General features: G+C 35.9%; 11 protein-coding genes. 6 read left to right on the top strand and 5 right to left on the bottom strand.

Features of this window, described 5'->3' with window-relative positions; translation table 11 throughout:
• Positions 1-134 precede the first annotated feature (134 nt).
• Both cysS and folE read right to left on the bottom strand, forming a co-directional pair.
• Positions 135-1607, bottom strand: coding sequence for a cysteine--tRNA ligase (gene cysS / locus H277_RS0105500; RefSeq protein ID WP_019974585.1), 1473 nt, complete (start codon positions 1605-1607; stop codon positions 135-137).
• 18 nt (positions 1608-1625) lie between these two features.
• The gene (gene folE, locus H277_RS0105505) at positions 1626-2303 is read right to left on the bottom strand and encodes a GTP cyclohydrolase I FolE (protein ID WP_019974586.1); all 678 of its coding nucleotides are present in this window, start codon (positions 2301-2303) and stop codon (positions 1626-1628) included.
• 138 nt (positions 2304-2441) lie between these two features.
• Between folE and hutH the strand changes: the two genes are divergently transcribed.
• The 6 genes from hutH (at position 2442) to H277_RS0105535 (ending at position 8364) form a co-directional block, all read left to right on the top strand.
• Positions 2442-3953, top strand: coding sequence for a histidine ammonia-lyase (hutH, locus tag H277_RS0105510; protein WP_026357426.1), 1512 nt, complete (start codon positions 2442-2444; stop codon positions 3951-3953).
• Between the two features lie 2 nt (positions 3954-3955).
• On the top strand, positions 3956-4510 hold the full coding sequence (locus H277_RS0105515) for a hypothetical protein (protein ID WP_019974588.1): 555 nt from the start codon (positions 3956-3958) through the stop codon (positions 4508-4510).
• A gap of 1 nt (position 4511) precedes the next feature.
• Positions 4512-4904: a ribosomal maturation YjgA family protein gene (locus tag H277_RS0105520; protein ID WP_019974589.1), complete on the top strand. Its 393-nt coding sequence runs from the start codon at positions 4512-4514 to the stop codon at positions 4902-4904.
• Positions 4901-6880, top strand: coding sequence for a urocanate hydratase (locus tag H277_RS0105525; RefSeq protein ID WP_019974590.1), 1980 nt, complete (start codon positions 4901-4903; stop codon positions 6878-6880). Before H277_RS0105520 ends, H277_RS0105525 begins: the two co-directional genes overlap by 4 nt.
• Before the next feature lie 305 nt (positions 6881-7185).
• Positions 7186-8058: a pirin family protein gene (locus H277_RS0105530; protein ID WP_019974591.1), complete on the top strand. Its 873-nt coding sequence runs from the start codon at positions 7186-7188 to the stop codon at positions 8056-8058.
• 24 nt (positions 8059-8082) lie between these two features.
• Positions 8083-8364 carry a GNAT family N-acetyltransferase gene (locus H277_RS0105535; RefSeq protein WP_019974592.1) on the top strand — a complete coding sequence of 94 codons (282 nt, stop codon included), beginning with the start codon at positions 8083-8085 and terminating at the stop codon, positions 8362-8364.
• A 41-nt stretch (positions 8365-8405) separates the two neighbouring features.
• Here H277_RS0105535 and ggt read toward each other — a convergent pair whose 3' ends face one another.
• The 3 genes from ggt to infB form a co-directional block, all read right to left on the bottom strand.
• The gene (gene ggt, locus H277_RS0105540) at positions 8406-10073 is read right to left on the bottom strand and encodes a gamma-glutamyltransferase (RefSeq protein ID WP_019974593.1); all 1668 of its coding nucleotides are present in this window, start codon (positions 10071-10073) and stop codon (positions 8406-8408) included.
• Positions 10074-10151: 78 nt separating this feature from the next.
• Positions 10152-12953 carry a TonB-dependent receptor gene (locus tag H277_RS0105545; protein ID WP_019974594.1) on the bottom strand — a complete coding sequence of 934 codons (2802 nt, stop codon included), beginning with the start codon at positions 12951-12953 and terminating at the stop codon, positions 10152-10154.
• Between the two features lie 235 nt (positions 12954-13188).
• A complete protein-coding gene (gene infB / locus H277_RS0105550; protein ID WP_019974595.1) occupies positions 13189-16275 on the bottom strand; it encodes a translation initiation factor IF-2 in 3087 nt (1028 codons plus the stop codon).
• Positions 16276-16290: the final 15 nt, after the last annotated feature.

Genomic DNA, 16290 nt, shown 5'->3' on the forward strand with positions numbered 1-16290 from the left:
TAGTGCTAATTATTTCAAATATGAGAAATATCATTCATACATGCAAATATTTTGTTAATTTTTTTTAACAAAAACAAAAAAGCCTCTTATTTCTAAGAAGCTTAAACATAGTATATTAATACTAAATATATATTTTAAAATGTAAATGTTGTTCCTTCAGCTCCATCTTTTAGCTGAATTCCTAAAGCACTTAACTGGTCTCTGATCTGATCTGATAAAGTCCAGTTTTTATCCACACGAGCCTGGTTACGCATTTCGATCAGCATTTTTACAACACCATCTAATTTATCCGAACTTTCGTTTACGGCTTCCGTATCTAACCCTAGAACTTCGTGAACAAAACCGTTCATCAATACGTTTAAACGATCCAAATCTTCAGCTGTAATATTCTCGAAACTATCTTTGATGGAGTTAATCATCTTAACAGCATCAAACAAATGGGCTATCAATATTGGCGTATTGAAATCATCGTCCATCGCAGCATACAATTTCTTTTCTAATTCAGCTATATCAACAGTTGACGTTTTCTTTGGTGTTATACTTTCTAATGTTTTCAGTGCTTCTACCAAGCGGTTATACCCTTTTTCTGACGCTAGCATCGCATCATTCGAAATATCTAAAACACTTCTGTAATGTGCTTGTAAGAAACAAAAACGAACAACACTTGGATGAAAAGCTTTCTCAAAAAAATCATTTTCACCAGTTACTAACTGCATAGGTAAAATATAATTCCCTGTCGATTTACTCATACGCTGGCCATTCATGGTCAACATATTTGCATGCATCCAGTACTTTACAGGTTCGTGTCCATTCGATCCTTTCGCCTGTGCTATCTCACATTCGTGGTGAGGAAATTTAAGGTCCATTCCTCCTCCATGAATATCGAAATAATCTCCAAGATATTTTGTACTCATCACTGTACATTCTAAGTGCCAACCAGGGAAACCATCTCCCCAAGGCGAAGCCCAACGCATAATATGAGCAGGCGAAGCATTTTTCCAAAGCGCAAAGTCTACCGGATTTTTCTTCTCTCCTTGTCCGTCTAAATCTCTTGTATTATTGATTAATTCTTCGATGTTACGGTTACTCAGTTCACCATAATCAAGCCCTTTTTTATTATAAGCTTCTACATCAAAATAAACCGAACCATTCACTTCATAAGCAAATCCTAAATTGATTAATTTTTCAGCTAATGCAATTTGCTCTAAAATATGCCCTGTTGCTGTAGGTTCAATTGTTGGAGGAAGTAGATTAAATTTTTCTAAAACTTTATGAAAATCAACTGTGTACTTCTGTACAATTTCCATTGGTTCTAGTTTCTCTAATTTTGATTGTTTTACAAAACGATCATTTTCTACATTTCCATCATCAGTCAAATGCCCGGCATCGGTAATGTTACGAACATAACGGACTTTGTAACCTAAAAATTTCAGGTAGCGATAAATCATATCAAAAGACATAAATGTACGTACATTTCCTAAATGCACATTACTATACACCGTAGGCCCACAGACATACATTCCAACATTATCTTGATTGATCGGTTCGAATGTTTCTTTTTGTCCTGTTAAGGAATTATGTACTTTTAATTGATTTTCTTTTACCATTTTATAGGATTTATTTGTTTAAACATTGAAAGGAGTTTTCATTCCGATGTACGAAATAAACTCTTTTCTTAATTGCTCATTTTCTTTAAATGCTCCGCCAAATTCAGCTGTAACTGTACTTGATTCGATGTCTTTGATTCCGCGCGAATTTACACACAAATGTTTCGCATCAATAATACATGCCACATCATCCGTACCCAAAGCTTCTTGCATGGCTTTTACAATTTGCATCGTCAAGCGCTCTTGTACTTGCGGTCGTTTTGCATAATATTCTACTATACGGTTCATTTTAGACAATCCGATGACTCTTCCTTTCGAAATGTACCCTACATGTGCGCGCCCTACAATCGGTAAAAAGTGGTGCTCGCAAGTTGAATAAACCACGATATCCTTTTCAACCAACATTTGATTGTAGTTATACTTATTATCAAAAGTAGACATCCCGGGCTTGCGCTCCGGCAATAAACCACCGAAGATTTCTTTTACGAACATTTTCGCAACACGCTTCGGCGTTCCTTTCAAACTATCATCTGTTAAATCTAAGCCTAAAGTTTCCATGATATTACGAAAATCCGCTTCTATCTTTTCCACTTTTTCTTCAGCAGACAACTCAAATGCATCACCTCTCAAAGGAGTTTCTAAGTTCGCTGACATATGGTCGTCTCCTATTTCGTCATGAAGATGTTTATCACACATTACATAAAAATTTCTGCAAATTTATAAAAGATAGTGTTATAAAACCTTATCAAAACTCAATTATTCGAATTGACATGATTTCTATTATTTATTGAACCAATGAAAATATTATCTTTGATGTATCACAAATTCGAAAAAATGATCAAGAAAACTTACGGAATCGATTTTCTTTCGTTCGAGGACTACAAAGAAATCAAACAAGGAAACATCGAAATTGAACTGAATGAAGCAAGTCAAAAACAAATCTTACAATCTCAACAGAATGTTGCCAAAATAGTTGCTTCCGGACAAACTGTTTATGGAATCAACACTGGTTTTGGACCGCTTTGCGACACCAAAATTTCAGAAGAAGAAACACGCCAACTTCAACATAATTTATTAATCAGTCACGCTGTAGGTGTTGGGAACCCAATCAAAAAGGAAATTTCTAAAACCATGTTGATTGCAAAAGCGCATGCTTTATCAAAAGGATATTCGGGTGTGACGTTAGATGTGGTAGAACGAATTTTATTAATGGTCGAAAAAGATATTATTCCGGTTGTTCCTGAGAAAGGTTCGGTTGGTGCATCGGGCGATTTAGCACCTTTATCACATTTATTTTTACCCTTGATTGGTGAAGGAAAAGTGTGGGATGGTGATACTATCATTTCGACAAAAGATGCTTTGGCTAAACACAATTTGCAACCTTTGCATCTTTCTGCAAAAGAAGGTTTAGGATTGATAAATGGAACACAATTCATCTTATCCCATGCCTTAAACGGTTTAGAAAAATTTGAATATTTATTAAATTTAGCTGACGTTGCTGGAGCTTTATCACTGGAAGCTTACGAAGGTTCACCTCGCCCTTTTGAAGAAGAATTACATCAGGTTCGCCCGTTTAAAGGAACTTTATTGGTTGCAGAACGAATGAGAAACTTATTAAAAGGTTCTGAAATTGCTTTTTCTCATGCAGATTGCGGACGAGTACAAGACCCCTATTCATTACGTTGTATGCCACAAGTGCATGGAGCATCTCGCAATGCATTTTTTCATTTAAAAGAATTGGCAGAAATCGAATTAAACTCTGTTACGGATAATCCTATTGTTGTTTCAGATGAAGAAGCCATTTCCGGAGGAAACTTCCACGGCCAACCTTTAGCTATGGTCTTAGACTATGCTACAATCGCAGCTTCTGAATTAGGAAACATTTCGGATCGCCGTCAATATTTATTAATTGAAGGAAAATATGGTTTACCGAAATTATTAACCGAAAGTTCAGGATTAAATTCCGGTTTTATGATTCCTCAATACACTTCAGCTGCCTTATGTACAGAAAACAAAACATTATGTTTTCCTGCTTCTGCAGACAGCATCCCAACTTCTTTGGGACAAGAGGATCATGTTTCAATGGGAAGTATTTCGGGACGAAAATTCAACCAGGTATTGGATAATGTCGAAAGAATTTTAGCCATCGAGTTGATGTATGCTTGTCAAGGTTTAGAATTTAGACGACCTCGTAAAACAAGTCCATTTCTGGAAGAGGTTTTTGCTAAAGTTCGTTCGGTTTGCCCAAAATTAGAAGATGACCGTTTGATTGGTGATGATATCAACAATATCATCGATTTATTGCAAACTGAAGATTTCAAGCATTTAATTTTAAAATCTTTATAATAATGAAAACCAACCGCCTAATCCTATTTATTTTTTTATTAACATCAATAATCTCCCAAGCGCAAACCACAACTTATGGAGATAGCAAACCGGAAGAGTTTGAATTTTTACCATATGAAGGAAGTCGAATAATTCAAGGATTTCGTGTAGATATGGGAAATGAGAAATTTTGCATTGTCTATTCAAAACCGGATAAAGGTATCACGCCTGATACTGTTTTTATTCAAGAATATAAAAAAGACGGACTTGAATGGAAACAAAATATAAAAGGAAAACGATCAAGTAAACACACTATTTTCATTTGGGGAAAACGAGGAGGTTTTTTCACTGATAACACAAAAACAGGAATTGCATATACTGCTTTTAGTGAAGAAGATTTGAAAACCGGAGATCGCTTTATTGTAGGATATTTTATCTTATATAAAAACACTGTTTTCACCATTGAAGAGGATAAAAACGGACATATGAAGAAGTCAGATAATTTTGAACAAATTCCTTTACATGCAAAAGAAAGAATTTTAGATGCTTTCAGTAAATTAGATAAATGGAGTAAATAAAATGTTCAAATTTGATAAAAAATCATTCATCATTGCCGTTTTTACTTTCTTAATAGAAGTGATAATTGCTTTGTTTATCAACGACAAAATTATCCGTCCGTTTGTCGGAGATATATTGGTCGTTGTATTTATGTATTATTTTATCAAAGCATTCATTAATACAAAAACGATTAACATTGCTATTTTTACATTAATATTTTCTTTTATCATTGAAATTTTACAGTATTTCAAATTTGTTGAAATCATCGGTTTAGGACATAACAAAGCTGCCCGAATTATTATTGGCACCTCTTTTTCATGGATTGATCTCTTATGTTACTTCATCGGTTTTCTTCTATTATTTTTTATTGATAAAGAGTTGAACAACAAAACATTTAAAACATACAAAAAATGACGTTTCAAGAACAAATAAAACAAGGTATTCCTTCTGCTTTACCTCAAAAAAAAGACAGAAATCCAAACATTAGCCACGCACCAAAACGTAAAGAAATATTATCAGATGAGGAAAAAAAGTTAGCGCTTAAAAATGCATTACGTTATTTTGCACCTCAACATCATGCTGAATTAATTCCTGAATTTAAAAAAGAATTAGAAGATTACGGCCGGATTTACATGTATCGCTTAATGCCGGATTATAACATATATGCTCGCCCAATAGAAGATTATCCCGGAAATTCTGAACAAGCAAAAGCCATTCAGTTAATGATTCAGAATAATTTGGATCATGCAGTCGCTCAACACCCGGAAGAATTAATTACCTATGGCGGAAATGGAGCAGTTTTTCAAAACTGGGCACAATATCTTTTGACAATGAAATACTTGTCTGAAATGACAGATGAACAAACATTGGTCATGTATTCGGGTCACCCAATGGGATTATTTCCTTCGCACAAAAATGCACCTCGCGTTGTGGTAACGAATGGAATGGTTATTCCGAATTATTCGAAACCGGATGATTGGGAAAAAATGAATGCTTTAGGCGTTTCTCAATATGGGCAAATGACGGCAGGAAGTTACATGTACATTGGCCCGCAGGGAATTGTGCATGGTACAACGATTACTGTTTTGAATGGTTGTCGCAAAATTGATGACAAAGGAACTTCCGGAAAATTATTTGTGACCGCCGGTTTAGGTGGAATGAGTGGTGCTCAACCAAAAGCAGGAAACATTGCAGGAGTAGTTTCTGTCACGGCGGAAGTAAATCCTGCTGCAACTTATAAACGTCATGAACAAGGTTGGGTAGATGAAGTTATTGCTGATTTGGATGAATTAGTTGTTCGTGTTCGCGAAGCCAAAGAGAATAACGAAGTTGTTTCGATTGCGTATGACGGAAATGTAGTTGATATTTGGGAGAAATTTGATGAAGAAAACCTGTACATCGATTTAGGTTCAGATCAAACATCGTTACATAATCCTTGGGCTGGTGGATATTATCCGGTCGGATTATCATTTGAAGAAGCAAATGATATGATGGCAAATGATCCTATATTATTCAAAGAAAAAGTACAGGAAACATTACGTCGTCATGCTGCAGCTGTGAATAAACATACCGCAAAAGGAACCTATTTCTTTGATTACGGAAATGCTTTTCTATTGGAAGCTTCTCGCGCAGGGGCAGATGTAATGGCAGAAAACGGAATCGATTTTAAATATCCTTCCTATGTTCAGGATATCATGGGACCAATGTGTTTTGATTTCGGATTTGGACCTTTTCGTTGGGTTTGTACTTCAGGAAAAACAGAAGATTTACAAAAAACAGATGAAATTGCTTGTCAAGTATTGGAAGAAATCATGCAAAATTCTCCAAAAGAAATTCAGCAACAAATGCAGGATAATATTACGTGGATAAAAGGAGCACAAGAAAATAAACTGGTTGTTGGTTCACAAGCCCGTATTTTATATGCTGATGCTGAAGGACGTATCAAAATTGCAAAAGCGTTTAATGATGCTATTTCGAAAGGTGAAATCGGACCAGTTGTTTTAGGTCGTGATCATCATGACGTTTCAGGAACAGATTCTCCTTTCCGTGAAACTTCTAATATTTACGATGGATCAAAATTTACAGCTGACATGGCCATTCATAATGTCATTGGTGATAGTTTCCGTGGAGCAACTTGGGTTTCTATTCACAACGGCGGTGGTGTTGGATGGGGAGAAGTCATTAATGGCGGATTCGGAATGTTATTAGACGGTTCTTCTGATGCAGAACAGCGTCTAAAATCAATGTTGCATTGGGATGTAAACAACGGAATTGCCCGTCGTTCTTGGGCAAGAAACGAAGAAGCTATTTTTGCTATAAAACGTGCTATGGAAAACGAACCTTTGCTAAAGGTTACATTGCCTAATATCGTTGATGAAGAATTATTGTAGAAAGTAAAGATTGGGAAACAAGTGGTAATTTAACGATGAGTGGAAGAAATCCTTTTACTTATGAGAAAAGATAAATCTAATTTCACAAAAAAAGCATCTCATTTGAGATGCTTTTTTTGTAACTTAATGTCATGATAAAACAAATTCAGAATGACTAAATAAGGATACATAAAGTTAATGTCAAAACCATTCTTGATAGAGGTTCATTTATACACAAACAACTTCTTAACCTACATCAATACAATCAACTAGATGGATTCGTAACTTTGTGTAAGAAATTAAAAAACATATAAAAACCAATTGTTATGAACACAAAAAATATAGAAGCTGTTATTGCTCCAAAAGAACCTCATTTTGTAGGAGATGGATTTAGAGTACACAACTTTATTCCAAGTGGTTATCATTTAGACATGAGAAGAATGGATCCATTTATTATGTTAGATTACAATTCTAAATTCAACTTCCCTGCAACTGACAAACCAAAAGGCGTAGGTGTACATCCTCACCGCGGTTTTGAAACGGTTACAATTGCTTACCAAGGAAGTGTATCTCATCACGACAGTTCTGGTGGTGGCGGAACAATTCACCAAGGTGATGTACAATGGATGACAGCTGCATCAGGGGTTTTACACAAAGAGTACCATGCAGAAGAATTCTATAAAAAAGGTGGAATCTTCCAGATGGTTCAATTGTGGGTAAATCTTCCTGCAAAAGATAAAATGAGTACGCCAAAATATCAAGCAATCGAACATAAAGCTATTCCAACTGTTGAAGTAGAAAATGGTTTTATTGAAGTGATTGCTGGTGAATACAACCAAACAAAAGGTGCAGCGTCTACATTTTCTCCTGTTAATATGTTGAATGCAAAATTGAATGTGGGCGGAAAAGCAAATTTCAGTTTTCCTGCAAATTACAACACTCTTTTGTTGGTCATCGAAGGAGAAGTAAAAGTAAACGAGCAGGAAATTGTCCCTACAGATCATTTGTTATTGTTTACAAACGAAGGAGAGGATTTTTCTGTTGAAGCAACTGAAAACAGCGTGGTATTAATTTTGAGTGGTGAACCATTAAATGAACCAATCGCTTCTTATGGTCCTTTCGTAATGAATACACAAGAACAAATTCGCGAAGCATTTGAGGATTATAACAATGGAAAATTTGGTACATTAGAAGAGTAATTAAACAACTTAAAAATAAATTTGATGGAAATTAAACAAATAGACGATAAAAAAAACGGGGCGTTTGTCGTTTTAGATGGCGATAAAAAAGCTGGGGAAATGGCTTACGTTTGGGCCGGTAATGATAAAATTATTATCGATCATACGGAAGTTGATGAAGCTTATGGAGGGCAAGGTGTCGGTAAAAAAGCTTTGCTAGCCTTAGTTGATTGGACAAGAAAAGAGAACATTAAAGTCATTCCTTTATGTCCGTTTGCGAAAGCCCAATTTGATAAAAATTCTGAAATTAGAGATGTTTTATCATAAAATAAAAAAAAGGAACTCTATTTAGAGTTCCTTTTTTATTCTTAATATCCAACAGCTTGATCATCTCCTCTCGGATCTGCACCAGCTTGATAAGTACCATCAGCATTAACAAGGATTCCTTCGACTCTACCGTAAGGTTTACGTTCTTTCAAAAGATAGCCTTTTTGTTGTAAAGATTCTCTAACATTCTCGGAAATCGCATTTGGTTCGTAATCGATCTGATCCGGTAGCCACTGATGATGGAACCGAGGTGCTGCAACCGCTTCCTGCATAGACATTCCGAAATCAACAACATTTAAAACGGACTGAAAAACAGACGTAATAATCGTAGAACCACCTGGTGTTCCTACCACCATGAATAATTTTCCGTCTTTCTCCAGAATCGAAGGAGTCATCGAACTTAACATTCGTTTAGAAGGTGCTATTGCATTGGCTTTTCCTCCCACTAAACCATATAAATTAGGTGTACCTGGTTTCACAGAAAAATCATCCATTTCATCGTTCAGTAAAAATCCGGCACCTTCTACAACCACCAAAGAACCATACGAATTATTCAATGTTGTTGTAACAGAAGCAGCGTTTCCTTCTTTGTCTACAATTACATAATGTGTTGTTTCCATCGATTCTTTGCCAATTATTTCCCCCGGTTTTATCGCTGAACTTAATGTTGCTTTGTCAAATGAAAAATCTTTCATTCGGTTAACATTATAACTTTTATCCAATAATTGTTTTTGAGGCACGTTTATAAAATCCGGATCGCCTAAATGCTCAGCTCTATCAGCGTAGACTCGTCTTTCTGCTTCCACCATCACTTGAATCGTAGAATCTGCTTGAAATCCCCATTTCTGAATTGGATAACCTTCTATTGATTGAAACAACGAAATCAAAGCAATTCCTCCACTTGAAGGGGGTGGCATCGAAATAACTTTGAGTCCTTTATAACCTCCAGAAATCGGCGTTCTCCAAACCGATTGATACTGTTTTAAATCTTCATGCGAAATAATCCCGTTTCCTCTTTTCATTTCATTCACAATCAAATCTGCAGTTTTTCCTTCATAAAAACCTGCTCGTCCTTTTTGTTGAATTAATTTTAAGGTATTTGCCAAATCTTTTTGAACCAATACATCCCCTTCTTTCCAAGTTGATTTAGAAGTTAAAGCATTTGTTTTTGCATTATATTTTATAAAATTATCATGTTTATTCGTTAACTCATGAGCTTGCTTTTCGGTAATTTTAAATCCTTTTTGAGCTAAATTAACGGCTGGCTGTACCAATTCTTTCCAGCTCAGCTTACCATACTTCTCATGCGCTTTTACCATTCCGTCTACGGTTCCGGGAACACCTGCTGACAACTGTCCATATAAACTAAGATCTGTAATTGCATTTCCATCTTTTCCCCAATACATATCTTCTGTTGCTTTTAATGGCGCTTTTTCACGATAATCTAATGCGTCTGTGTTTCCCTTTGCATCGCGGTAAACCAAAAATCCACCACCTCCAATATTTCCGGCATTCGGATAGACAACTGCCAAAGCAAATTGTACTGCTATCGAAGCATCGATTGCATTTCCTCCTTTTTTTAAGACTTCAACTCCAACCTTTGAAGCTTCAGGGTGAGCTGTCACAACAACTCCATTTTTATATGATTCTTGCGCATTTAATTGAATAATTGCGAAAAATGAAACTATAATAAATGATATTTTTTTCATACTAAATTGATTTAAACAAAATTACCAAACCTCTATCAATTGTGATAAAGATTTGGTAAAATATAAAAACTATTTCAATTATAAACTTAATGATAAACGTGCAAATGCAAATCGTCCTCCTGTTCCGAATTGTTGTCCGGTGCGTGAATACACAAAGTATCCCGCTCCTCTATTTCCTCCGATTCTTGTTTCATCAGGATAGATATCAAACAAATTATTTGCTCCCACAGTTAACGAAATATTTTTGTTGAAAGCATAACCAAAACTCAAATCCGTTACAACTTTTGAACTATATGTTTGTGCATCTGCTAGTGTATTTGTAGCAGCATCAACTTCACCGAAATAAACATTTCGCAAATAGACATTCCATTTATCCAATGAATAATTCAATGATAAATTAATTTTTGTACGTGGAATGGCAGATTCTAAATAAATCCTACTTGAACGATCAAAATAAGTTGATTCTTTTCCTTTCAACAAATCAGAGGCATGTACATCCCCAACAACGTTTGTTTTACTAAATGTTGCAGATAAATCTCCGCGTAATTTCCCTGTTCCTATGCGATCTTGGTACGTTAAAACAATGTCCAATCCCTTTGTTTCCGTATCAATTGCATTTGCAAAGAAACGAGCAGAAGTTGCATTTGCTTGTTGTAATAATTCGTAAATTTCTTTATCCTGAGCAGAAGCAGTCGCAGAATTGCTTCCTGTAAATGCTCCTGTATAGATTACCCTGTCATCAATTCGAATGAAGTAACCGTCAACACTCAATTTGAATTTTCCCCAATTTGCTGTAACTCCGGCCGAAACACTTTTCGATTTTTCTTCGCTCAATTGTGGAATTCCTAATAATTTGGCTGCACGACTGTCGTTAGTAAATGTTCCTGAATTTGAGATTACACCTTCCTGGAAGACACTGGATGTTGCACTAAAATATAGTTGATGCAAAGACGGAGCTCTAAATCCTGTACTTGCGGCTGCTCTCAATACATAATTTCCTAATTTATAACGTGTCGAAATTTTTCCGTTCAATGTTGAACCAAAATCTGAATAATCCTCGTAACGAAGTGCTCCGGCAACCAAGAAGTTTTTGGTAAAATTAAATTCTGTATCCAAATATGCTGCGACAGAATGACGTTTTGCATTCACTTCATTTGCCGGCAAAAATCCTGGAAATGCTTGTGCTCCTCCTGCTAAAGCTGTACCATTTGCTGCAAATAACGTATTGATGTTCCCGTTAAAATCCGGAATATAAATTGGGCTTCCATTTCCATCTACACCAATTTGTCTTACTTTTCCATAATTAGCATAAGAAGCTTCTTCACCTGCAAGAATTTGATAATTCTCGTAACGGAATTCTGTTCCAAATGCAACATTAATTCCCGCTAGAGCATCATCAAAAAAACGTGTAAAATCTAAATTGGTTGTATTTTGAGTAAAGCGATATCCACCAGCTTCAAAAGAAGTTGGTGAAGCATCTCTCATGGATGCATTTACTGTATTCTTTACTCCAAAATCGATACTATTATTTCCGTACGTATTAGAAAAATCTACTTTCCATCCATTGATTTCACTACGAACTCCCGCAGCCAAAGACCGATCATAATTATTTGTTTCAATTAAAGGTAAATAACCGTTTGGAAAAATGGATGCAACTGTTTGGTGCAATTGAGCCGGCTGACGACGAAACGCCGCAGATTCTCCCAAACGATAATTTAATCCTCCAAAAGCATAGACCTCCGTTTTTTCAGAAACCGGGAAAAGTGAATTAATAAAAACCGCCCCTCCTTCATTTTTTGATTGTCCAATACGTGAAACATAGTCACCACGTGTTTGACCACGACGCGCTAATTCCTCTTCAGTTATATCTTTTCCTGTTGGATTTGGATACAAATCAGTACGATTATAATCAGAGAAAATAGTACCCGTAAATTCTTTTTGACGATTAAATGGTTGACGCTTATCATAAGAACCTGCAACATTTACAAATCCTCCTTTTTCGCCAACTTTCACCCCATAATTTACATTTGCCTGAAATGTTTCACCATCAAAACTATCTTCTGCATTTTTAGAAAGATTTCCTCCATATGAAATTGATGCCCGTAATTTATCCGTTGAATCTTCTAGGACAATATTAATTACTCCGGCAATAGCATCAGAACCATATTGTGCAGCTGCACCATCACGAAGGATCTCTATTCGTTTGATAGCAGAAGTTGGAATTGCATTTAAATCTGTTCCTACAGAACCTTTACCAAACGAACCGTTGATGTTCACCAAGGATGTTGTATGACGACGTTTTCCGTTGATTAAAACCAGAACCTGATCTGGCCCAAGTCCTCTTAAAGAAGCTGGATCAATGTGATCGGTACCATCTGAAATAACTTGTGTATTTGAACTAAAAGATGGTGCTACATAATTTAAAATTTGATTCAACGATACTTGCCCAACGTCTTTTGTTACCTCTTTGATATCAATAACGTCTATTGGAGTTGATGAGTCCAGTTGAGTACGGCCAACGCTACGAGATCCAATCAGCACAACTTCACTAAGATCAGTTTCTGTATCAATTGATTGAAGAAAGAAATCTAATGAAACTTCATTTTCATCCAGCACATCAAGCGTTTGTGTTGAGGTAGGCTCTCCAATCTTAGACACGATAATTTCATATTTTCCAGGTTCAAGAACTAATTGGTACAAACCATTTACATCTGTCGTAGTTGTAATATTAGTTCCTTTTACATTTACAGTTGCATTGTCTATAGGTCCATTAACATCTTCAACAGTACCTGTTACTTTGGTTTGAGCAAACAAAAATGTTCCTCCGAATAAGGCTGTAAGAAAAAATATTTTTTTGAGTGAGTCGAATTTCTTATTCATTTTTTATTTTTAAAAGTCTAGCAAATTTATAGACTTTATAGGAAATAAAAAAAGTCTCCATTAAATAAAATAAAAGAAAACTTTAAATAACAGTGAAATCATAATTTAATCCTGTTAAAAATCAATAAATTAGGATAAAATTCAATTATAACAAATAGAAAATTATAAAATTAGATTTTTTTTCAATAAAAAAAGGAGCTCAATTGAGCTCCTTTTAAAAATTTATATGAATTGATTATTTCAATTTCTTTTTAACCTCTACAGTTTCGTAAGCTTCGATAATATCACCTACTTGAATGTCGTTGAAGTTTTTGATGTTAAGACCACATTCGTAACCTTTGTTCACTTCTTTCACATCATCTTTGAAACGTTTCAATGAAGCCAATTCTCCATCATGAATTACAACACCATCACGGATAATGCGAATTTTAGAGTTTCTGTAAACTTTACCATCAAGTACCATACATCCGGCAATTGTACCGACTTTTGTTACTTTGAATGTTTCACGAACTTCAATATTACCCGTTACTTGCTCTTTCAATTCCGGCGATAACATTCCTTCCATTGCTTCTTTGATCTCTTCGATAGCAGCATAGATAATAGAGTATGTTCTAATTTCAACTTCTTCTTTATCTGCAATATCACGAGCAGAGCTACCAGGACGAACATTAAATCCAATAATAATCGCATCAGATGCAGATGCTAACAATACATCAGATTCTGTAATTTGTCCGACACCTTTATGTAAGATATTAACAATAATCTCTTCTGTAGATAATTTTTGTAACGAATCTGTTAATGCTTCCACAGATCCATCCACATCTCCTTTCAAGATAATATTTAATTCTTTGAAATCTCCTAAAGCAATACGACGTCCAATTTCATCAAGCGTAATGTGTTTTTGTGTACGGATCGTTTGCTCACGCTGCAATTGATCTCTACGAGATGCAATTTGTTTCGCTTCACGTTCGTCCTCATAAACTTTAAATTTATCACCTGCTGTTGGGGCTCCTGCTAAACCTAAGATTGTAACCGGTGTAGACGGTCCTGCAACTTTTACATTGTTACCACGTTCATCTAACATTGCACGAACTTTACCATGATGAGATCCTGCTAACACATAATCTCCAATATGTAATGTCCCAGTTTGTACAATAATTGTAGAAACATATCCACGTCCTTTATCTAATGCAGCTTCTACCACTGTACCAGATGCTTTACGTGTTGGATTCGCTTTAAGATCCAGTACTTCAGCTTCTAATAAAACTTTTTCCAATAAATCTTCAACTCCTAAACCAGATTTTGCTGAAATCTCTTGAGACTGATAAGTTCCTCCCCAATCTTCAACCAATAAATTCATTTGAGCCAATTGCTCTTTTACTTTTTCCGGATTAGCTGCAGGCTTATCTACTTTATTAATTGCAAATACCATTGGTACTCCTGCTGCTTGTGCGTGAGAAATAGCCTCACGGGTTTGCGGCATGATTTGATCATCGGCTGCAATTACAATAATTGCAATATCGGTTACCTGAGCTCCACGAGCACGCATCGCTGTAAAGGCTTCGTGACCAGGCGTATCTAAAAATGCTACACGTTTACCACTAGGTAAAGTTACATTGTACGCACCAATATGCTGTGTAATACCTCCTGATTCTCCGGCAATTACATTTGCCTTACGAACATAATCTAATAAAGATGTCTTACCGTGGTCAACGTGTCCCATTACAGTGACAATTGGCGCACGACTAACTAAATCTTCCGGGTTATCAATTTCTTCCTCTTCTGTTGAGATTTCCTCTTCGGCATTAGCAAATACAGCTTCAAATCCGAAATCATCGGCAACTAATTGAATTGTATCAGCTTCCAGGCGTTGGTTCATTGTTACCATAATTCCCAAAGCCATACAAGCAGAAATAACTTCTGTAACAGAAACATCCATTAACGATGCCAATTCATTAACCGTAACAAATTCTGTTACTTGTAATGTTTTGTCCATGTCCATTGCTTCTTGCTCTTGCTCAGCAAACTCACGACGTTCTTTACGCTTATCTCTTCTATGTTTCGCTCCTTTAGATCCTTTTCCTTTATTGGTAAGTTTATCTAAAGTGTCTTTAATTTGTTTTTTAACATCTTCGTCAGAAAGCTCTACCTGAGGAACTCTCGGTCCACGGTTATTTCCACCTCTAAAGTTTCCACCACCTTGTCCTTGACGGTTTCCTCCTTGGCCTCCCTGGCGATTTCCTCCTTGACCACCTTGGCGGTTTCCTCCTTGACCACCTTGTCCTTGACGGTTATTATTCCCGCCTCCGTGGTTGTTATTCCCACCTTGGCGGTTGTTATTGTTCCCTCCAGCGTGGTTATTATTTCCACCTTGACGATTATTGTTTCCTCCGTTTTCACCAGATTTAGCAACATCTTCAGGTTTCACATTTTTCTGGATACGTTTGCGCTTTTTCTTATCAGCAGCATTATTTGCACCTTTCTGATTTCCTTTTTTATCGTCAGATTTTTTCTTATCGAATTTAGATAAGTCAATTTTTGCACCTGTAAAATTAGGGCCGTCTAATTTTGTGTAGACAGTTTCAATTTTTTGAGGTTCAACTGCTGCTACTTCTTCAATTTCTTCTTTCTTCACTTCAGGCTTCGCTTCCGTTTTTACTTCAGGTTTTTTAACCTCTTCCACCTTTTTAGGTTCTTCTTTCTTCACCTCTTTTTTAACTTCCGCCTTAGGTGCTTCCGCCTTTTTAGGTTCTGCTTGCTCTTTTTTAGGAGCCGGAGAATCTTGTTTTTTAGGTTTTCCTGTATTATTTATTTTATCAAGATCGATTACTTTAATCACTTTCGGACCTCTTACTTCCTCTTTTGATTCAGTTTTGATTTCCTCCTTTGGAGCTTCTTCTTTCTTGATTTCTTCTTTTTTCACTTCTTCCTTAGCCTCAGGTTTTACTTCTTTGGCTTTTGGTTTTAAAGCATCTAAGTCTATTTTACCAACAGTCTTTGGTCCTTCCAATTCAACTTTCGTCGTTTCGATAATTTCAGGTTTCTTTTCTACTGGTTTTTCTGTTGCAGCTTTTGCTTCTGCTTCTTTTTTCTCAGCAGCTTTGATATCCGAAATTTTGTTAATGACTACTTCACCGGAAGCTTGCTTTTGTTTAGCATCAGATCGGAACTCATTAACTAAAATATCATAAGTTGGCACATCGATTTTAGAGTTCGGGTTTTTCTCTACAGTTTTTCCTCTCCCTTCTAAAAAGTCAACAGCTCTATCTATTGATATATTTAATTCTTTTAATACTTTACTTAATCTTATTGTTTCCGACATATGAAGCTAATCTCT

The organism is Empedobacter brevis NBRC 14943 = ATCC 43319 (assembly GCF_000382425.1).
GTDB classification, from domain to species: domain Bacteria; phylum Bacteroidota; class Bacteroidia; order Flavobacteriales; family Weeksellaceae; genus Empedobacter; species Empedobacter brevis.